This is a genomic window from Mangrovihabitans endophyticus (genome assembly GCF_014646155.1).
In the GTDB taxonomy this organism is placed as follows: Bacteria; Actinomycetota; Actinomycetes; order Mycobacteriales; family Micromonosporaceae; genus Actinoplanes; species Actinoplanes endophyticus.
The window spans coordinates 668,634-687,477 of the sequence record NZ_BMMX01000001.1 but is presented as its reverse complement, the minus strand read 5'-3'; the positions used below and the strand labels follow the sequence as shown (position 1 = coordinate 687,477).

Sequence of the window (18,844 nt, the reverse complement as noted above, 5' to 3'; positions counted from 1 at the left end):
GCGATCATCCCCTTACGGACCGTCAGGATCCAGCCCCTCCAAGCTATCAACCGACGTCAATCTGACGCCGATGTCGGCACCCGCCACCGACGCTTGTGAGATCCTTGGCGCATGTCGCTGATCCTGTCCCGGCGCGACCTGAACTTCCTCCTGCACGAGTGGCTGGACGTGACGGCCCTGACCGCCGAACGGCGGTACGCCGAGCATTCCCGCGAGACCTTCGACGCGGTGCTCGACCTGGCCGAACAGATCGCCGAGCGGGAGTACGCGCCGCACAACCGCCGCAACGACCTGGAGGAGCCGACCTTTGACGGCGCCACGGTCACCGTCATCCCCGAGGTCGGCAAGGCGATGCGGGCGATGGCCGAGTCCGGCCTGCTGGCCGGGGGCTTCGACGCCGCGGTGGGTGGGATGCAGTTGCCCGTCGTGGTCGGCCGGGCGGTCTTCGCGTGGTTCCAGGCGGCGAACATCGGCACCTCCGCGTACTCCATGCTCACCGTGGCCAACGCCCATCTGCTGCTGCGGCACGGCACACCCGAGCAGATCGAGACGTACGTGCGACCGATGCTCGAAGGCCGGTTCACCGGGACGATGTGCCTGTCCGAGCCGCAGGCCGGATCCTCGCTCAGCGACGTGACCACCAAGGCCGAGCGGCGCGACGACGGCACGTACCGCCTGACCGGCTCCAAGATGTGGATCTCCGGCGGCGACCACGAGCTGAGCGAGACGATCGTCCACCTGGTGCTCGCCCGGGTCGTCGGCGCGCCGGCCGGCGTCAAGGGGCTGTCACTGTTCGTGGTGCCCAAGCATCACGTCGGTCCGGGCAGTGTGGTCGGCGACCGCAACGCCGTGTCGCTGGCCGGGCTCAACCACAAGATGGGCTTCCGGGGCACCACCAACGCGGTGCTCGCCTTCGACGGCGCCACCGCCCACCTGGTCGGCGCCGAGGGCCAAGGTCTGGCGATCATGTTCCAGATGATGAACGAGGCCCGGATCGGCGTGGGCGCGGGAGCGGTGGCGCTCGGCTACACCGGCTATCTGCACGCCCTCGCGTACGCCCGGGATCGTCGCCAAGGCCGGCCACCCGCCGGGAAGGACCCCTCCGCACCGCCCGTGCCCATCGTCCGGCATCCCGACGTGCGGCGGATGCTGCTGGCCGCCAAGAGCTACGCCGAGGGCGGGATGGCGCTGGTGCTGTACGCGGCGAAGCTGGTCGACGAGGGCAACGAATTGCTGCTGGACGTGCTCACGCCGATCGTCAAGGCGTGGCCCTCGCAGTGGTGCCTGCGCGCCAACGACCTGGCCATCCAGGTGCACGGCGGCTACGGATACACCCGCGAGTACCCGGTCGAGCAGTTCTACCGGGACAACCGGCTCAACCCCATTCACGAGGGCACGGACGGCATCCAGGCCCTCGACCTGCTGGGACGCAAGGTCACCATGCACGGCGGGGCGGGGCTGTCCGCGCTGGCGACGGCGATCCGGGCGACCATCACCGCGGCGCCCGACTCCCTGGCGGAGCACGCCTCCGCATTGGACGCCGCGCTGGCGCGCCTGCTGGAGGCGACCGGCGCGGCCTGGTCGTCCGGCGACGCGAACCGGGCGCTGACCAACGCCACGCCCTATCTGGAGGCGGCCGGCCACATCGTGATCGCGTGGATGTGGCTGAGTCAGGCGATCGCGGCGGACGGCAAGGAGGGCGCGTTCTACGACGGCAAGCGGCTGGCGGCGCGTTACTTCTTCACCCACGAGCTGCCGCGCGTCCGACCGTGGCTGGACCTGGTCGCCTCCGGCGACACGCTCCTGCTCGACATGGACGACGAGGTGTTGTAAGACGACGAGGTGGAGACGGGGAGGACAGCATGGACTGGCGCGAACGTCTGACCGCGATCCTGGACGAGGAAGCGGCGGCCGACCGGTTCAGCGGCACGATCCTGGTCACCCGGCGCGACGAGACGCTGTTCTCGGGGGCGTACGGCCTGGCCGACCGGGGCCGGAAGACCCCGGTCACCGTGGACACGCGGTTCCGGGTCGGCTCGATCACCAAGCTGTTCACCGCCACCTCGATCATGCGTCTCGTCCAGGACGGCCGGTTGTCGGTGACCGACCCGATCGGCCGGCACCTGCCGGATTACCCGAACGCCGACGTGGCCGCCACGGTCACCGTGCACCACCTGCTCACCCACACCGGCGGCACCGGCGAGATCTTCACCCCCGACTACTGGGAGCGCCGCGACCAGGTCCGCACCCCGGACGAGTTCATCGCCCTGTTCGGTCACCGGCCCACCGGCTTCGAGCCGTGGCGCAGGCGGTCGCCCAGTTCATCGACTTCGCCCTGCCGGCGGCGGACGTGCTGCCCGGAGCGTTTTCCGCCCGGCCCTGAACACCGGACCGGCGCGACTCCCGACAGCACTGTGCCGACAGGGGCCGGGTCACGGTTCGTACGGCCGCTCGCGGCGGGCCATCCGCAGTGTCTCCGCCCACCAGCCGAGCTCGCCGAGCGCCATGTCGAACGCCTTGACTGTCTGCTCGGGGGCCGCATATCCGGCCGGGCCGAGGTCGCGCCAGGGCGCGCTGAGACCGACCACCCGGCGCGTCGTGACCACGTGCAGCTCGGCGAAGACGCCGCGGAGATGCTCGGTGGCCAGCAGACCGCCGTGCACCCCGTACGAGAGAACGGTGGCAGGCTTGAACATCCATTCGCGGTAGTGCCAGTCGATGGCCCGCTTGAGCGATGCCGGATAGCTGTGGTTGTACTCCGGTGTGACGATCACGAAGCCGTCGGCGGCCTCGATGCGGTCCGAGATCGGGGTGCGCCGGCCGCCGCCGGGTTGCAACAGCTCGTCGTCCGGCAGCTCGCACTCGGCCAGGTCGATCAGATCGGGCGCGTCGAACTGGGTCTGCTCGCCGACCCGGCCGGCGGCCCAGTCGGCAAGCAGGCGGCCGGTACGTTCGCCGCGCACGCTGGCGGCCAGGACGACGATGTGTGTCTCGGTCATGCGCACCACTCTGATTCCTCAACCTTGATTGAGGTCAAGTCACCGGCCCCGGGCGTCCGATTCGCGCCACCGCTGCGTCAGGTCCGCTCCGCTGATGCGCCGGACGCCGCCCAACTCGCCAGCACGCGAAGCGCGTCGTGGGACGGCGTGTCCGCTTGCGCGCTGTACGCGGTCAAGGTCAGCCCGGGATCGGCGGGCAGCGGCATGGCTTCGAAGGCGAGGTCGAGGCGCCCGACGACGGGGTGCTGGAAGTGTTTCACGCCGGTGTGGTGCAGCCGCACGTTGTGGGCGGCCCAGCGGGTGCGGAAGTCGTCGCTGCGGGTGGCCAGCTCGCCGACCAGGTCGGTGAGGGCCCGGTCGTACGGGTCGCGCCCGGCTTCGGTGCGCAGCAGCGCGACGGTGGTGTTCGCCGCCTCCTCCCAGCCGGGGTAGAAGTCCTCGGCACCGGTGTCGAGAAAGCAGAACCGGGCCAGGTTGACCGGCCGGTGCGGTGTGCCGAACGCGGGCGCGTACAGCGCCTCGCCGAGCCGGTTGGCCGCCAGGATGTCCAACCGGCCGTTGCGCACGAAGGCCGGGGCGTCGGTCATGGCGTCGAGCAGGCTTTGCACGCCGGGCCGGACCTGCTGCTTGGCCGGCCGGCGCCGGGCACGTGGGCGAGTGTTCGCGGCACGGGCCAGGTCGTACAGGTGGGATCGCTCGGCGTCGTCGAGTTGCAGGGCGCGGGCGATCGCGTCCAGGACGGTGTCCGAGACGCCGGCGAGGTTGCCGCGTTCCAGCCGGGTGTAGTAGTCCGGGCTGACGCCGGCGAGCATGGCCACCTCGGCGCGACGCAGCCCGGCGACCCGGCGGGTGCCTCCGAACGACGGCAGTCCGGCCTGCTCCGGGGTGATCCTGGCGCGGCGCGAGGCGAGGAACTCGCGGACGTCGTCCTGGGTGTCCATGCGGGCAACGGTACGGCCCCGCGGCGTACCGAGAGGGGTTCTGTCATTACCTGCCACGGCAAACCCTCCCACCGGCGGGAGCGGCCGGGTTTCCTGGACGGCGTAACCACGGATCAAGGAGTGACCATGGAGCTGCTGCCCGTCCGCCCCACCGCGAAGACGCCCGCGTCCCTGTTCACCGGCGACGTCTATCTCACCCCGATCTACAGCGGGACGGGCCCGTCCCGGATGACCGTCGCGCTCGTACGGTTCACGCCCGGCGCCCACACCAACTGGCATTCGCACGCCGTCGGCCAGACCCTGCACGTCACCGAGGGCGTCGGGCTCGTCGGCACCCGCGACGGCACGGTGCTGCGCAACCACGCCGGCGAAACCGTCGTCTGCCCACCCGGCGAGGAGCACTGGCACGGCGCCGCCGGCGACACGTTCATGAGCCACCTGGCCATGCTGGAGGCCGCACCGGACGGCGGCGACCCCACCACCTGGCTGGAACCGGTCAGCGACGAGTCGTACAAGCAGGCCGACGCCACCCCGAACTGACCCTTCTCCCCCGGAGTAACTCACCATGCGTGCAACCCTGATGTACGGCGCGGGCGACGTCCGCGTCGAGACCGTCGCCGACCCGGCCATCGAGCAGCCCACCGACGCGATCGTGCGCATCGTGCGTGCCTGTGTCTGCGGCAGTGACCTCCACCCCTACCACACCATGCCGACCCAGCACCACGGGCAGCCGATGGGCCACGAGTTCCTCGGCGTCGTCGAGCAGACCGGCACCGACGTCACCGGGGTCAACGCCGGTGACATGGTCGTGGCCTCCTTCGCCTACCAGGACAACACCTGCGAGTTCTGCCGCGCCGGCGTGCAGACCGCGTGTGTCCATGTCGGATTCTTCAGCGCCGCCCAGGCCGAGCTGATCCGTGTGCCGCTGGCCGACGGCACCCTCGTCAGGCTTCCGGTGGACGCCGGATCCGAACTGTTGCCGTCGCTGCTGACCCTGGCCGACGTGTACGGCACCGGCTACCACGCCGCGAAGCAGGCGAACGTCGGCGCGGGCGACACCGTCGCGGTGATCGGCGACGGGGCGGTGGGGCTGCTCGCCGTCCTGTCCGCCCGGCAACGGGGCGCCGAGCGCATCATCCTGATGGGCCGGCACAAGACCCGCACCGACCTCGGGCGCGAGTTCGGCGCCACCGACGTCGTCGCCGAGCGTGGCGACGAGGGCATTGCACTCGTGCGCGACCTCACCGACGGAGGCGCACCGAAGGTCCTCGAAGCCGTCGGCCACCGGTCCGCGTACGACCAGGCCGTCGGCATCGTCCGTGCCGGCGGGGTGATCAGCCGCGTCGGCGTGCCGCAGTACGAGGAGGCACCGGTCGGTTTCGCCAGCCTGTTCGGCCGCAACATCACCCTCAACGGCGGCCCCGCCCCGGTACGCGCCTACATCGACGAGTTGCTGCCCGGCATTCTTTCCGGCACGGCCGATCCGGGCAAGGTGTTCGACCGCACGGTCGCCCTCGACGAGGTGCCGGACGCCTACCGGGCCATGGACGAGCGTGAGGTCCTCAAGGCTCTCATCCGGTTCTGAGCGGCAGCGGCCGGTCTCCCGGCCGGCGATCGCTGGATTCACTTGCTGTCGACGGTTCCCCGGTCCGCGCTGTCCGCTCGCAGTTGCGCCACGGCCCGCGGCCAGGCCGCGTCGTCGACGCCGAGCGTGGTGCGCAGATAGGCGGTGGTCAGCCGCTGCAGCACCGCCACCGTGGCGAGGTTGTCGTCGGTCGTCTCGACGGAGTCGTAGCCGACCGCGCCGCCCAGGGAGTGCTCCGCCCCGGACAGCGTGAGCAGGCTCTTCGGGCCCGGCGCGAGGTGGTAGGGGTCGGCGCCCCAATCCGGCCCGCGGGTGGTCAGCGGGTTCTGGTCCCGGTCGCCGTAGACGACCAGGGCGGGCCGGGTCATCCGGTCGAATGTCGCGTTCAGCCACGGCAGGTCGCCGATCACGCCGGGAGCGAGGTCGCCCTCGCCGCGTCCCGCGGTGGCCAGCAACACACCGGCCTGGACGCGAGGGTCGGACATGTCCTCGCCGGTCCCGGCCGGAGCCTGGACCCGCAGGCCCAGCAACAGGCCGGTGGTCTGGCCGCCGAAGGAGTGACCGGCGGCCGCGATGCGGCCGCGGTCGACCCGGCCGGCCAGGCCGGGGACGGCCGCCGCCAGGTGGTCGACGTTGTCCAGCACCCGCTTGGCGTCGTCGATCCGGTGTCGCCAGAACCGCGCGGCGCGAGGGTCGCGACGGTCCAGGCCGACGGTGCGCGAATCGAGGTAGGTGGGTTGCAGGACGACGAAACCATGGGCGGCGTAGAAGTCGGCCAGGGGCTGGTACATGTCGCCGGAAGAGCCGTAACCGTGCGAGAACAGGATCACCGGCAGCCGGTCGCCGGTGGCCGCCGCGGACACCCTGACATGCAGGTCGAGCCCCCGGTCACCGCCGTCGAGGACGACCGGCGCGATCGAGACGACGGGGGCGGCGGCGCCGACGACGGCATCGCCGACGGTCAGTGAACGGATCATGGGTGTCACCCGGCCTCTCCTCATGATGGTATGCCGACAAGATAGTTGGTTGTACGGATGATTTGTAGTGCCAATTATCCGTTTCGGCGGCCCTCCCGTAGCCTGGAAGCCATGAGCAATGCCGGGAACTCCCCCACGCACCCGCTGGAGTCGGACTTCGGGTGGACGCTGGGCGTCGTCGCCAAGGCGTACCGGCGCATCGCCCACGACGCCGTCCGTCGCCTGCCGGGCGGCCCGCGCGGCTATCACATCCTCGCCGCCGTGTCCGACGGACAGCCACCGTCCCAGCTCGCGCTGGCGCAGCTCCTCGGCTTGGACAAGTCCGTGTTGGTGCACCTGCTCGACCAGTTGGAGGAAGCGAAGCTTGTCGCACGGCGTCCCGATCCGGCCGACCGACGGGCCCGGCAGATCGCCATCACGGCCAAGGGACGGCGAACGCTGACCCGGTCCCGGGAGATGCTGGATGCGGCCGAGGCCGAGATCACCGCGGGGCTGAGCGCATCGGACGTACGCGCCTTCAAGGCCGTGCTGGCCCGGATCGCCCACCGCCACCACACCGACGCGGCCACAGCCGCCGACTGCTGACGACCGTGCGCGCACGCCCCACCATGCACGTGGGTCCGCAGTAGACTCGGGCCGCATGCGGCGCTTTCGCTCGTGGGACGACACAGAGCTGGCATATCGAACGGTCGGGTCGGGGCCGCCGCTGGTGTGCGTCCCCGGCGGCCCGGGTCAAGCCGTCGATTATCTCGGCGAGTTGGGCGGGCTCAGCAACCACCGGACGTTGATCATGTTGGACAACCGCGGCACCGGGTCCTCGCAGGTGCCTCGGGATTCTGCGACGTACCGCGTCGACCAGCTCGTCCGTGATCTCGAAGCGCTACGTCGGCACCTGGGCTCCGATCGAATGGATCTGCTCGGCCATTCGGCCAGCGGCGGGATCTGCCTGCTGTACGCGGCCCAGCATGCACGCCGGCTCAACCGACTCGTGCTGGTCGCTCCGTCCTTGCGCGTCGTCGGCATCCCGTCCGATCTGGGCGTCGACGAGGTCCTGGCCCGGCGAGCACACGAAACATGGTATGCCGACGCCGTCGCGGCCCTGCACGCCGAAGCCGGATCCCCGCAGGAGTTGGAGCGTTACCGCCGCCTGTCAGCGCCTCTGCTGTACGGGCGGTGGAGCAGCGCGGCCCAAGCTCAGACAGCCGCCGAGCCTGCCCAGTTCGCCCGCACGGCCACCGAGGGGTTCTACGCCGATTTCGAGCCGGATCCCGGGCTGCCGGAGCGGCTGGCGGCATGCACGATGCCGGTGCTGCTGGTGGCCGGTGAGTATGACATCTGGCCGACGTGCGCTTCGATGCGCGAGCTGACCCGCCTGTTCGCCGACGCCCGCCTCACGGTGCTACCGGAGACCGGGCACTTCCCCTGGGTGGACGACCCGGCCACCTTCGTGGCAACGGTGCAGGACTTCCTGGCGCGGCCTCCGGCGCCGCCCACCGTCTGATCGACCGCTGCCGCGCCGGCCCGCGCCCGATATACGCTCGGACGACGTTGCCGGTCTCGCGTCGTCGAAGGAGTCGCCGTGCTGCTGGATCTGGACCGCCGCGTGGTGGTGGCGCCGATGGCGGGCGGACCTTCCACCGTGGATCTGGTGGTGGCCGCCGCGCGGGCCGGTTCGGTGGGATTCCTGGCCGCCGGATACAAGACGCCGGATGCGGTCGCCGCGGAGCTGGACGAGGTCCAGTCCGCTGGGGTGACGTGCGGTCTGAACCTGTTCGTGCCGCAGGAGGCACCGGCGGACACCGGCGCGGTCGAGCGGTACCGGCGGGAGCTGGAGCCCGAGGCGAAGCGGCTCGGCGTCGATCTGCCCGCGCCGCGCCCGCACGACGACGACGCGTTCGGGGCCAAGGTCGAGCTGGCGGCGGCGCACGCGCCACCGTTGGTCAGCTTCACGTTCGGCGTCCCGGAGCGGGCGGTGGTGGAAACCCTGCGCCGGGCCGGGTCCACGGTGCTGGTGACCGTCACGAGCGCCGACGAGGCGGACGCGGCGGCGAGGGCGGGCGCCGACATGCTCGTCGCCCAGGGCGGGACGGCCGGCGGCCACGCCTCGACCTCGGCTCCGGGCACCTACGACGGTGCCGCCGACGCGCCCGCGGTGCTGCGCATGGTCCGCGCGGCGACCGCGCTGCCGGTGGTCGCGGCCGGCGGCGTCGGCGCCCCGGACAAGGTGCGGGAGCTGCTCGCCGCGGGTGCCGTCGCGGTGCAGTGCGGCACCGTGTTCCTGCTGGCGGACGAGGCCGGCACCGGGCACGCCCAGCGCACCGCGATGCACGCCGGTCCGGACCGGGAGACCGTGCTCACCCGGGCCTACACCGGCCGCCCGGCCCGCGCGCTACGCAACCGGTTCACCGACGAGCACTCGGCCACGGCGCCACTGGCGTACCCGGCGATCCACCACCTCACGGCGCCGCTGCGGGCGGCGGCGGCGCGCGCGGGCGACCTCGACGTGATGAGCCTGTGGGCGGGGACGGCGCACCGGCACGCGCGGCCCGGCACGGTGCGCCAGATCCTCGACCGCCTGGAGGGCTGAGCGGCGCCCGATGTGGTCAGTCGCGGTCCGTCGCAGCAGCCGCACCGCCCAGTAGACCCTCCATGATTCGCGCGGTCAGCAGGTCCAGCGCATCATCCGTGGCCGCGACCGCAGCCGGGTCCGGCGTCATGGCTCGGGCCAGGCGTGGATGCCGGCCCTGCGCCGCGATGTGGTGCAGATAGGCCGCCTGAGCCGCTTGCCACTGGGCGATGGTCTGGCCGTTGCGGCGGCGCTCACCGGCGAGCTCATTCTGCACGAACAGCGCGACGACGCCGTTGAGCATGGCGAACGCTTGGAGTTTGGCCCCGGTCGGGGCCGGATGGTCGCCGAGCACGGCAAGGATGTGTTCGATCAGGTCCAGCGAGTGCGGGCCGATGCTCGGTTGCCCGATGACCAGCGGGACGACCCAGGGGTGACGGCGCATGATCGTGCGTGCCTGCCCGGCGAATGCGACGAGATCCGCCAGCCAGTCGCCGCTCGGCCCGCCCAATTCGTATTCCGCGGCGACGGCGTCGACCATCAGGTCGATGAGCTCATCACGGTTGGCCACATAGCGGTACAGCGAAGCCGGACCGGTTGCCAGGCTGGACGCCAGCCGGCGCATGGTGATGGCGTCGAGTCCGTCACGGTCGGCGATGGCGACGGCCGCCGCTGTGATCTCGGCGCGGCTGCGTTCGTTCGGACGGCCCGCGGGCACCGACTCGGGTCTCATCCAGATCGGCTCATTCACCCGTCGCGTCACTACTCCCGGGCCCTCCTCTCACCGCGCGGCCACCGAACCCTTGCGGCTGCTATTCTACTTTGCGATCGGTGTTCGCAAATTGCGGAGGGCCCGGCTCATGCGAATCTTGATGATCACCCCCGGCACACGTGGTGACGTGGTGCCCGCCGCCGGGCTCGGCGCACGCCTGCGATCCCACGGCCACCAGGTGGCCGTGGCGGCGAATGCCCCCTACGCCGACATCGTCACCGCCGCCGGCTGTGAGTTCCGTGCGCTGCCCGGCGACATGCGACACCTTGCCAACCCGGCTCCGGCCGATGTCGACGCGCCAGCCAGGCGGATGCGTGATTACCTGCGCGAGCTCCGCGACTACATGGCGCAGGCGGCCACCGGCACGCTCGCCGCGGCGCGGGCCGGCACCGATCTGATCCTGGCGAACTCGGTGGCGCCCTTCGCCTGCGACGTCGCCGAAGGACTCGGCGTGCCGAGTGCCGGGATGTACCTGCAGCCGATGGAGCCCAGCGCCGCGTACCCGCCGATGCTGCTCGGACTGGCCCGCAGTCTCGGACCGTGGGGCAACCGCCTCGCCGGAGCGGCAGTCCGGGCCGGGCCGGCGCCGTACGACCCGGCGTGCGCCCGGATCCGCCGCGACATGGGCCTGCCGGAGCGGACCCGGCGTGCCGCCGAGCGGTGCCGGGTCCGTACCGGCTGGCCGGTCTATCACGGCATCAGCCCCACGGTGCTGCCCCGCCCACGGGATTGGCGCGCCGGACTCACCGCGGCCGGATACTGGTGGCCGGCACCCGCGCCGGCGTGGACGCCGCCCACGGCACTGGTGGACTTCCTGTCCGCCGGTCCACCGCCCGTGTTCATCGGCTTCGGCAGCACCGGCATGCGCGACGGCGACCTGATCGTCACCGCCGTGCGCCGTGCTCGGCTGCGGGCGGTCGTGCAGGGCGAGCTCGACGGCTCGTACGACGACATCCTGTCCATCGGGGACGTCCGGCACGATTGGCTTTTCCCCCGGGTGTCGGCGGTGGTGCATCACGCGGGAGCGGGCACCACCGCGGCGGGTCTGCGCGCCGGCGTGCCCGCGGCAACCGTCCCGGTCTATACCGATCAGCCGTTCTGGGCACGCCGGATTCACGAGCTGGGCGCGGGCCCCGCGCCGATTCCCGCCCGCCGTCTCACCGCCGACACCCTGGCCACCGCGATCAACGACGTCGTCACGGTGCCCGCCTACCGCGGGCGCGCGCAGTACCTCGCGCGGCGCCTCGGCGCCGAGGACGGCGCCGCTCCCCTCCTCACCCGGCTCGGCATCTGAGAGCCACCGGCGCGGATCCGGATGCGGGCGACGGTATACCGGGCAACGGATCGGCGGTTATGCTCGCGCGGTATCACCACCTCAACGGGGCTCCGGCACAGGAATAGCCGGGAAAAGAACAGTGCCCGATTCTTGACTCGGCGTCCGGGCATCTCCCTCATTCTTCGAATGTGGAATTCTCCTGCGTCCGGCCCCACCGGATCGACGAAATGAGGACGATTCTCGATGACGATGCGGACCGTCTCCAGATTGAACTTTTTTCACCGTGGCGAGGTTGGCAGATGCCGCCGACGGTCGACGGCGCGCAACCGACGGGCTCGATGCCATGTTGAAAACGGTTCATTACGGCGCGTCGCGGCGGTGGCCGTCGCGGTGGCGCTTTCCTCGACCGGCGTGGCGAGTCCCGCGCTCGCATCCGGGCGCACCGCCCCGGCCTGCCGGGCCACCACCGTCGACGTCCCGCTGGGCTCGGGCACCGGGCAGATGTGGGGCGAACTGTGCCGGCCGGCCGGGGCATCGCCGAGCACCGTGGTGACGCTGGTGCACGGCGCGACCTACAACCACAACTACTGGGACTTCCCCTACCGGCCGGGCACCTATTCGTTCAGCCGCATGCTGAACCGGGCCGGGTACGCCACCTTCGTCGTCGACCGCCTCGGCACCGGGCACAGCACCATCCCGCCGAGTTCCGAGCTGACCCTGACCAGTGAGGCCGCTCAGCTCCACACGGTGGTGCAGGCGCTGCGGGCCGGCCGGGTCGGTCGCCACGCGTACGCCTCGGTGGTGCTGGGCGGTTATTCCCTCGGCTCGGCGGTGTCGGAGATCGAGGCGTCGACGTTCCACGACGTCGACGCGGTGCTGATCACCGCCCTGGGCCACTACAACAACCCGGCGGGCACCGCGGCGATCATCGCCAACGGCCAGGATCCGAACACCGATCCGGTGCTCGGCGGCCGGCACCGGTACGACGACGGCTACGCCACCACCAAGCCGGGCAGCCGCGAGACCGTCTTCTACGCCGATCGGCCGATGGAGCCGGGCGTGCTGGTCGCCGACGAGCTCACCAAGGACGTCGACGCCTTCCTGGAGGCGGGCGACCCGTTGGTCATCGACCCTTCGGTCAGCCGGGCGATCGACGTACCGGTCATGTTCGCCCTCGGTGACCACGACCCGTTGATGTGCGGCGACGGCTACGAGGACTGCACCTCGACGGCGGCGCTGCGCGCCCAGGAGGCGCCGTTCTGGACGTCCGCGCCCAGCTTCGACGTGCTGCTGCTGCCGAACGCCGGGCACGGCCTGAACCTGGTGCCGAACACCCGGGTCTATCAGGCCGCGGCCCGGTGCTGGCTGGACCGGATGGTCGGGCACGGCTGACGCCCGCCGACCGGAGATCGCCGGCGCCGTGCGCCTCGCAGCGCGCGGCGCCGGCGATCTATTCGCGGCTCTTGACCAGCAGGACGGCGTGCGCCGGGCAGGCCCGCGCCGCCGCGAGCGCGGAGTCGGCAAGGTCGGGACCGGGCTCGGGCCGCAGCACCTCGGCGACCTCCGCGGTCGCGCTCATCCGGAAGACCTCGGGCGCGGCGTCCACGCAGTTGCCGTACCCGGCGCAGCGGGTCAGATCCACCCGGACGTGCGCCACCCGGGCCGATCCTCGCTGCTGCGGTTGCGGTGGCATCAGAGCAGCACGCCCATGTTGCCGGGCAACGTCTCGGCGTCCAGCACGACGCGGTGCTCGGCGAAGCGGAGCCCGTGGTCCGTACGGGTGAGCAGGTCGTCGTAGCGACCACAGACGTGGAACCGGGACACCTCGACCCGGTCGGTGACGTAGAGGACGACGTACGCCTCGGACTTGATCAGCCCGTCGTCGGTCTCCCGGGCGCGCACGTTGGTGATGGTGTGCAGGGTCCTGGTCGGGTTGTGCCGCAGGTAGCCGTTCGTATAGGCGGCGCGTTCCTTCAAGGCGCCCAGGCCCCGGTCGGTGTACCACCACATGCCGGTCGTGGAGACGTTGTTGTGTGTGCCGACGGCGTACACCCCGGCGGCGAGGAACAGGTCGACCCATGCGTTGGGGCGCTTGTCGTCCATCGTCAGGGCATAGGTCGCGTAATGGTCCTCGACCTCGCTGCGCAGGCCGGCCGGATTCATGACCATGGTGGACATGGTGTTGTCGCTCCTTCCTTGCGTCGTCGGGGTGCTCACGACTCGTCCCGCAGGTATTGCTGGTAGACCCGGAAGAACTCGCGCTGCGAGTACTCGTCGCGTACGTCGGCGCTCTCGCCGCCGCGGCCCGGCGCGACCCCGCGGGTGAACAGGTTCGACCGGCCGCCCTCGCCGCGCACGCCGATCTGGCAGCGGGCGGCCGCCTCGGTGTCGTCGCAGCTGAGCTTGCCCCACGAGCCTTGGGTGTCGGCGAGGTTCTCCAACTGCTCCTGCCGCGTCGCGTCGTCGTCCTCGACGTCGGAGTAGACGGTGATGTCGACGCGGGCGCGGTTCACGCCGAGCGGGGTGACCGTCTGCAGGTATCCCGCCTTCATGCCGCGCGGGGTGTCCTTGGGGCCGGGCTGGATGTCGAGGTTGGGGAAGACCGCGAGCACCTCCTGCCGGATCTCCGGCGGCTCGCCCCCGGCGAAGCCCTCGGGCGGGCCGGGCGGCCCCTGGGCAAGCATGCTGCTCCAGCCGACCGGCATGGTGCCGTCCGAGAAGTCCACGCCGCTGAAGCGTTGCAGGGCGCGGGCATACTTCGGCGGGTCCAGGGGCGGGAAGGCCCACTGCAGGACGGAGTGTCCCGGCGCCGCACCCCAGTTCCAGCCGCGCGCGGTGGTGCCCGCCAACAGGTCGCGGATGCTGCGGTGGGTGAACTCGGCGTGATAGTCGTCCCGGAAGTTCTCGTGCCAGAGTTTCCAGTTGCCGTCGTAGATCCAGCTATTGCGACCGATGGGCTCGATGCCCTGCACGTACGGCGCGAGGTGGTCGGCCATTTCGCCGAGGAAATCGGTCAGTGACGGCACCGTCGGCCGGAGCGCGACGAAGACCAGGTCGTGGAAGGTTTCGCAGGCCACCGGTTTCAAGCCGTACGCGCCGCGGTCGAACCCGGGCCCGTAACCCTCGTCGTAGGGCACCCCGGTGAGGTCACCCTTGAGGTTGAACGACCACGCGTGGTACATGCATTTGAGGACCTGGCCCTGGTTGCCGCACCGCTCGTCGGTCAGCACGGCACCGCGGTGGGAGCAGGCGTTGTGGAACGCGCGGATCTCCCCGTCGTTGCCCCGGATCACCAGAACCGGCTGGTCGGCGACGGACAGCGTGAAGTAGTCACCGGGGTTCCGCAGATCGCGGATCGTGCAGGCATAGCGCCAGGTCCGGGCGAAGATCCGTTCCTTCTCCAACGCGAGGATCTCCTCGCTCGTGTAGATTGCCCGGTCCACCACCCCGGTGGCGAGATCGGTGCGAAAATCCGGACTCACACTCATGGTTGCACCTCCATTTGGATTCGCGAAAGCCGGCCCACCCGCGCAAGATTTCGCGACGATTGTGAGCACGCCGGAAGTTTCTCGTCAATGAATCGCAAAGCGTCTCCGGAATCTTTTGCGCCGTTATTGACAAGCGGGGAATTCGGATTGACTCTCGGACCAGACATCGGCCCGCGCAGCAAAACACACCGACTTTCCGGAGTTCGTGATGTCTCTCTTCCGGCTGGACACCAGCATTCTTGGCACCCGGTCCACCACCGGCACGCTCGCCGACCTCGTGGAGCAGGAGTGGCGTGCCGCCGCCCCGGACACGCCGGTGGCCCGGCGCCACCTCGGTGCGGACCCGCTGCCGTCGACGGCCTGGGCGACCGCGGTGGCGACCGCGTTCGTTCCCCCCGACCGGCACACCCCCGAGCAGCGGGAAGCGGTGGCGCTGGCCGCGACTCTGACCGACGAGCTGGTCGCCGCGGACGCCATGATCTTCGCGGCGCCGCTCTACAACTTCGGCGTCTCCCAGCACCTCAAGACCTGGGTGGATGTCGTGTTCACCGATCCCCGGATGGCGCCGGGCGCGGACCGGATCCTGGCCGGCAAGCCGGCGGTGCTGGTGACCGCCCGGGGCGGCGCCTACGGTCCGGGGATGCCGCGGGACGGCTGGGACCACGCGATCGGCTGGATGCGCCGCATCTTCAGCGATGTCTGGGGCCTGGACCTCAGCGTCGTGGAACGCGAGCTGACCCTGGTGGGCATCGATCCGGCGCTGGCCCCGCTCGCCGAGAAGGCCGAGCGCATCCGGTCCGCGGCCGAGGATCAGGCCCGTGCGGCGGGCCGGAGACTGGCGCTGCGCGAGGGTGCCTTTCCCGTCTGAGCCGCCCTTTCCCGCCCCGCCGACTCTCCCGCCCGCCGCCGCTAAGGAGGCCACGGTGCCCGCACGCACTGGGAAGCAGTACCTCGACAACGTGAAGTCGCTCCACCCGGAGATCTATCTCAACGGCCGCCGCATCGCGCACGTCACCGAGGAACCGGTCTTCGCCGGCCCGCTGCGAACCATCGCCGAGCAGTACGACATCCAGCTCGACGAGCGGTACGCCGGCGTCTGCACCTATGTGTCCCCCACCGGTGACCGGGTGTCGCGCTCGTTCCAGCCGTGCCGGAGCCGGGATGACCTGATCGCCAAGCGGCGCCACTTCAAACTCCGCGCCGACCACACCTTCGGGATGATGGGCCGGTCACCGGACTTCATGAACGCGTTCGTGCTGGGCTGGCACACCAACGCGCCGGTCTTCGGCGAGCTGGACGAGCGATTCGGCGAGAATGCGCGCCGCTATTACGAGCATGTCCGGGACAACGACCTGTTCCTGACCCACGTGTTGATCAACCCGGCGATCGACCGGTCGAAGACGTCGTCGCAGCAGGAGGAACCGTTTCTGCATCTGGGAAAGGTGCGGGAGACCGCGGAGGGCATCGTGGTGCGCGGTGCGAAGATGCTCAGCACCATGGCGCCGTTCGCGGAGGAGCTGGTGGTCGTCCCGTTCGGCGGCATCGCCCCGGGCGACGACGACTACGCGGTGGTGTTCGCGATCCCCATCGACACGCCCGGGCTGAAGTTCATCTGCCGCGAGCCGGTGGCGCCGGCCGGGCGGACGGAGTTCGACCACCCGCTCAGCAGCCGGTTCGAGGAGATGGACTGCATCGCCGTCTTCGACGACGTGCTGGTCCCGTGGGACCGGGTCGTCGTCGACGGCCGCCCCGGCAGCCGCGACCTGGTCAACCGGGTGCTCGGCAACGACCCGAGCGTCCTGGTGGTCAACGGCGCGCGGAGCCTGGCGTCGCTGGAGCTGATGTGCGGCATCGCCGTCCGGGTCGCCGACGCGACCGGGATCGACGGCTTCCTGCACGTCCAGGAGAAGCTCGGCGACCTGATCTCGCGGCTGGAGACCCTGCGCACGCTCTTCTACGGCGCCGAGGCCCTGGCCGCGCCGTTGCCGGACGGCACCTGGGTGCCGTACCTGCCGGGGATGATGGCGTTCCTCATGCAGACCGCGCCGACGCACCGCCGGATGGTCGAGGTCATCCAGATCCTGGCGGCGGGCAACTTCTTCTACGCCCCGTCCGGCGCGGATTTCGCCAACGAGGAGCTGCGCCCATTCCTCGACCGGTTCGTGCGGGGGCGTCCCGGGATCTCCGCCGAGGAGCGGGTCCGCCTGTTCAAGCTCGCGTGGGACGTGGCCGGAGACGGGTTCGGCCAGCGGCTCATGCAGTACGTGAACTATTACAGCGGCGACCCGGTGCGGCTGACCGCCGGGCTCTACCTCGGGGCGGACAAGAGGGAGATCAACCAGGTGGTCGACCGGGCGCTCGCCGGCTCGGAGGCCGGCCTGGACATCCCGCTCTCGCCCGAGGTGCTGCGCATGGCGCCGCCTCCCCCGCCGACCAGACCGCTCACCGGCATCTACCCGGCGAAGAGCCAGCCATCGTCGTAGCGATAGCCGGAGGTTCTCGGCACGGCCACGGCCGCCGTGCGAGTGGGAAATTTTCCCACTCGCACGGCGGCCGTGGCGCGGCGCGAAGCCGGTTCAGACGGTGGCGAGCAGGAGCTCTTCGATGGTGGACGGCCGGAGGCCGTCGGCCCGGCCGGCGAAGTAGCGCTCCGCGAGGTCGGCCGCGGAGACGTGCTCGACGTGCCGGAACCCGGCCTCCTTGGCCAGCGCCAGGATGTCGTGCGGGCCGAAGAAGCTGCGAAACGGCGTCCCGTCGGCGCGGGCGGCGCGCTCCAGACCTTCCCGGGCGGCCCGCTCCGCCGGATCGACCAGGTCGACCGGCTGCATGAACGTCATGACCAGAACGGACCGCTCGGCGAGGGCAGCGGCCGTGCGCAGCGTGGCGGCGACCGCGTCCCGGGTGAGGTACATGGTGACGCCGGAGCATGCCAGCACCGCCGGGCGGGCCGGGTCGAAGCCCTCCTGCACCAGGCGCTGCCACCAGTCGTCGTCCGCCTCGAAGTCGACCGGGACCAGGCGCAGCTCCTCGGGGACCCGATAGCCCAGTTCCGCCAGCCGCGCCCGCTTCCACGCCTGCGTCTCCGGCTGGTCCACTTCGAAGACCCGCATGCCCGCGGCGCCGGGCGGTCGCCGCTGCGCGAACGTGTCGAGACCGGCGCCGAGGATGACGTACTGGCCGATGCCCTCTCCAGCCCGTTCGACGACCAGGTCCTCGATGAACCGGGCGCGGGCCACGATGGACGCCCGCGCCCCGGCGCTGCGCGCCAGATCCATGTCCGGTCGTGAACGCCAGCCGCCGTCCGGGGCGACGAGCCGCGCGCCGAGGTCGTCCTCGAACACGTGCGGCCGGGGATCGGCCTGGACATGCAGGGCCCGCCACAGGGCGGTTCGGATCGCGGTCTTGTCCGCCGTCGCCGTCACCGGTGGTTCCTTTCCGTCGGGGGCCTCGCGGGGCCCGCGGTGGTGGGCAGGTATTCCGACTCCAGCACCACGTCCTTCACCCACGACTGGTACTCGACGTGGGTGTGGTGCTCACGGGTGCGCCACTCGGTGCCCTCGCGCTCGCGCAGATAGGCGCGGTAGTGCGGCGCGCCGGGCACCTTCATGTTGTCGGTCAGCACGATCGAGCCCGGGTGCAGCCACCGCAGGTCGAGGATGCGCCGCAGGTCCGGCAGGTAGGCCCGGGCGATGTGATCGACGAAGAGGAAGTCCAGCCGCCCCGGCCCGAAGCCGTGCTCGGTGACGAGGCGCTCGATGGTGCGGCCGTCGTCGCCCAGCGTGCCGTGCAGCACGCTGACCCGGTCCGCCAGGCCGGCATGGTCCCAGATGCGCCGGGCGACCGAGGCGTTGGCGGCGTTGAACTCGATCGAGCACAGCCGGGCGTCGGGCGGCATCACCCGGGCCATCCGCAGCGCGCTGTAGCCGCAGTACGTCCCGAGTTCCAGCAGCAGCCGGGGCCGGACCCGGCGGACCGCCGCGTCGAGCAGCAGCCCCTTCTCATCCCCGATATTGATCAAAGTGGCATGCTGGTAGGCGTAGGTGTCGATCCGCCGGATCACGTCATCGACGTCCCCGGGAATCGCGTGCGCGAGCACATAGTCGGCAAGCGCCTCCTCGCGGCCGTCACCGACCTGGCCCGTCCGGGTCAGGTTGCCCATTCGCATCAGCATCCGCAGTCGTTTCGCCATCACCGATCTCCGATTCCGGTCCGCTCGTAGGGGTGGGTGGGTTCCGGTCTC

General features: G+C 71.0%; 19 protein-coding genes and 1 pseudogene. 11 read left to right on the top strand and 9 right to left on the bottom strand.

Going from position 1 to position 18,844, the window contains the following annotated elements:
* The first annotated feature begins 111 nt into the window (after positions 1-111).
* Positions 112-1,833 (top strand): acyl-CoA dehydrogenase, encoded by a 1,722-nt coding sequence (locus IEY73_RS02680; protein WP_189077383.1) that lies wholly within the window; start codon positions 112-114, stop codon positions 1,831-1,833.
* Between the two features lie 29 nt (positions 1,834-1,862).
* Positions 1,863-2,303 (top strand): annotated as a pseudogene (locus IEY73_RS34310) (serine hydrolase domain-containing protein); the annotation flags it as partial.
* Between the two features lie 129 nt (positions 2,304-2,432).
* Here IEY73_RS34310 and IEY73_RS02670 read toward each other — a convergent pair.
* Positions 2,433-2,999, bottom strand: a complete 567-nt coding sequence (locus IEY73_RS02670) for an NADPH-dependent FMN reductase (protein WP_189077382.1) — start codon at positions 2,997-2,999, stop codon at positions 2,433-2,435.
* 77 nt (positions 3,000-3,076) lie between these two features.
* Positions 3,077-3,940: a helix-turn-helix transcriptional regulator gene (locus IEY73_RS02665; protein WP_189077381.1), complete on the bottom strand. Its 864-nt coding sequence runs from the start codon at positions 3,938-3,940 to the stop codon at positions 3,077-3,079.
* Between the two features lie 126 nt (positions 3,941-4,066).
* Between IEY73_RS02665 and IEY73_RS02660 the strand changes: the two genes are divergently transcribed.
* Complete coding sequence (locus IEY73_RS02660) at positions 4,067-4,480, top strand: (R)-mandelonitrile lyase (protein ID WP_189077380.1); 414 nt, start codon at positions 4,067-4,069, stop codon at positions 4,478-4,480.
* Between the two features lie 25 nt (positions 4,481-4,505).
* Positions 4,506-5,525, top strand: a complete 1,020-nt coding sequence (locus IEY73_RS02655) for a zinc-binding dehydrogenase (protein ID WP_189077379.1) — start codon at positions 4,506-4,508, stop codon at positions 5,523-5,525.
* 38 nt (positions 5,526-5,563) lie between these two features.
* Here IEY73_RS02655 and IEY73_RS02650 read toward each other — a convergent pair whose 3' ends face one another.
* Positions 5,564-6,502, bottom strand: coding sequence for an alpha/beta hydrolase family protein (locus IEY73_RS02650; RefSeq protein ID WP_189077809.1), 939 nt, complete (start codon positions 6,500-6,502; stop codon positions 5,564-5,566).
* 111 nt (positions 6,503-6,613) lie between these two features.
* Between IEY73_RS02650 and IEY73_RS02645 the strand changes: the two genes are divergently transcribed.
* The 3 genes from IEY73_RS02645 (at position 6,614) to IEY73_RS02635 (ending at position 9,089) form a co-directional block, all read left to right on the top strand.
* Positions 6,614-7,087, top strand: coding sequence for a MarR family winged helix-turn-helix transcriptional regulator (locus tag IEY73_RS02645; protein ID WP_189077378.1), 474 nt, complete (start codon positions 6,614-6,616; stop codon positions 7,085-7,087).
* A 55-nt stretch (positions 7,088-7,142) separates the two neighbouring features.
* On the top strand, positions 7,143-8,003 hold the full coding sequence (locus IEY73_RS02640; RefSeq protein WP_189077377.1) for an alpha/beta fold hydrolase: 861 nt from the start codon (positions 7,143-7,145) through the stop codon (positions 8,001-8,003).
* Between the two features lie 78 nt (positions 8,004-8,081).
* On the top strand, positions 8,082-9,089 hold the full coding sequence (locus IEY73_RS02635; RefSeq protein ID WP_229715401.1) for a nitronate monooxygenase: 1,008 nt from the start codon (positions 8,082-8,084) through the stop codon (positions 9,087-9,089).
* A gap of 16 nt (positions 9,090-9,105) precedes the next feature.
* Here the strand turns inward: IEY73_RS02635 and IEY73_RS02630 are convergent, their stop codons facing one another.
* Positions 9,106-9,801, bottom strand: a complete 696-nt coding sequence (locus IEY73_RS02630) for a TetR/AcrR family transcriptional regulator (RefSeq protein WP_189077376.1) — start codon at positions 9,799-9,801, stop codon at positions 9,106-9,108.
* A gap of 127 nt (positions 9,802-9,928) precedes the next feature.
* On the opposite strand from IEY73_RS02630, the gene IEY73_RS02625 reads away from it, so the two are divergent.
* Together IEY73_RS02625 and IEY73_RS02620 are read left to right on the top strand one after the other, a co-directional pair.
* Positions 9,929-11,134, top strand: a complete 1,206-nt coding sequence (locus tag IEY73_RS02625) for a glycosyltransferase (RefSeq protein WP_189077375.1) — start codon at positions 9,929-9,931, stop codon at positions 11,132-11,134.
* Between the two features lie 372 nt (positions 11,135-11,506).
* Positions 11,507-12,508 (top strand): alpha/beta hydrolase, encoded by a 1,002-nt coding sequence (locus IEY73_RS02620; RefSeq protein ID WP_189077374.1) that lies wholly within the window; start codon positions 11,507-11,509, stop codon positions 12,506-12,508.
* A gap of 58 nt (positions 12,509-12,566) precedes the next feature.
* On the opposite strand, the gene IEY73_RS02615 is transcribed toward IEY73_RS02620, so the two are convergent.
* Genes IEY73_RS02615 through IEY73_RS02605 form a run of 3 tightly spaced genes read right to left on the bottom strand, consistent with a single transcriptional unit; the run spans position 12,567 to position 14,604 of the window.
* Complete coding sequence (locus tag IEY73_RS02615) at positions 12,567-12,809, bottom strand: ferredoxin (RefSeq protein WP_189077373.1); 243 nt, start codon at positions 12,807-12,809, stop codon at positions 12,567-12,569.
* Positions 12,809-13,294 carry an aromatic-ring-hydroxylating dioxygenase subunit beta gene (locus IEY73_RS02610; protein WP_189077372.1) on the bottom strand — a complete coding sequence of 162 codons (486 nt, stop codon included), beginning with the start codon at positions 13,292-13,294 and terminating at the stop codon, positions 12,809-12,811. The genes IEY73_RS02615 and IEY73_RS02610 overlap by 1 nt, the downstream gene beginning before the upstream one ends.
* A gap of 35 nt (positions 13,295-13,329) precedes the next feature.
* Complete coding sequence (locus IEY73_RS02605) at positions 13,330-14,604, bottom strand: aromatic ring-hydroxylating oxygenase subunit alpha (RefSeq protein WP_189077371.1); 1,275 nt, start codon at positions 14,602-14,604, stop codon at positions 13,330-13,332.
* A gap of 208 nt (positions 14,605-14,812) precedes the next feature.
* On the opposite strand from IEY73_RS02605, the gene IEY73_RS02600 reads away from it, so the two are divergent.
* Both IEY73_RS02600 and IEY73_RS02595 read left to right on the top strand, forming a co-directional pair.
* Positions 14,813-15,472 carry an FMN-dependent NADH-azoreductase gene (locus IEY73_RS02600; protein ID WP_189077370.1) on the top strand — a complete coding sequence of 220 codons (660 nt, stop codon included), beginning with the start codon at positions 14,813-14,815 and terminating at the stop codon, positions 15,470-15,472.
* 55 nt (positions 15,473-15,527) lie between these two features.
* On the top strand, positions 15,528-17,087 hold the full coding sequence (locus IEY73_RS02595) for a 4-hydroxyphenylacetate 3-hydroxylase family protein (protein ID WP_189077369.1): 1,560 nt from the start codon (positions 15,528-15,530) through the stop codon (positions 17,085-17,087).
* Between the two features lie 93 nt (positions 17,088-17,180).
* Here the strand turns inward: IEY73_RS02595 and IEY73_RS02590 are convergent, their stop codons facing one another.
* Positions 17,181-18,026 (bottom strand): class I SAM-dependent methyltransferase, encoded by an 846-nt coding sequence (locus IEY73_RS02590; protein ID WP_189077368.1) that lies wholly within the window; start codon positions 18,024-18,026, stop codon positions 17,181-17,183.
* The gene (locus IEY73_RS02585) at positions 18,023-18,793 is read right to left on the bottom strand and encodes an O-methyltransferase (protein ID WP_189077367.1); all 771 of its coding nucleotides are present in this window, start codon (positions 18,791-18,793) and stop codon (positions 18,023-18,025) included. The genes IEY73_RS02590 and IEY73_RS02585 overlap by 4 nt, the downstream gene beginning before the upstream one ends.
* Positions 18,794-18,844 lie beyond the last annotated feature (51 nt).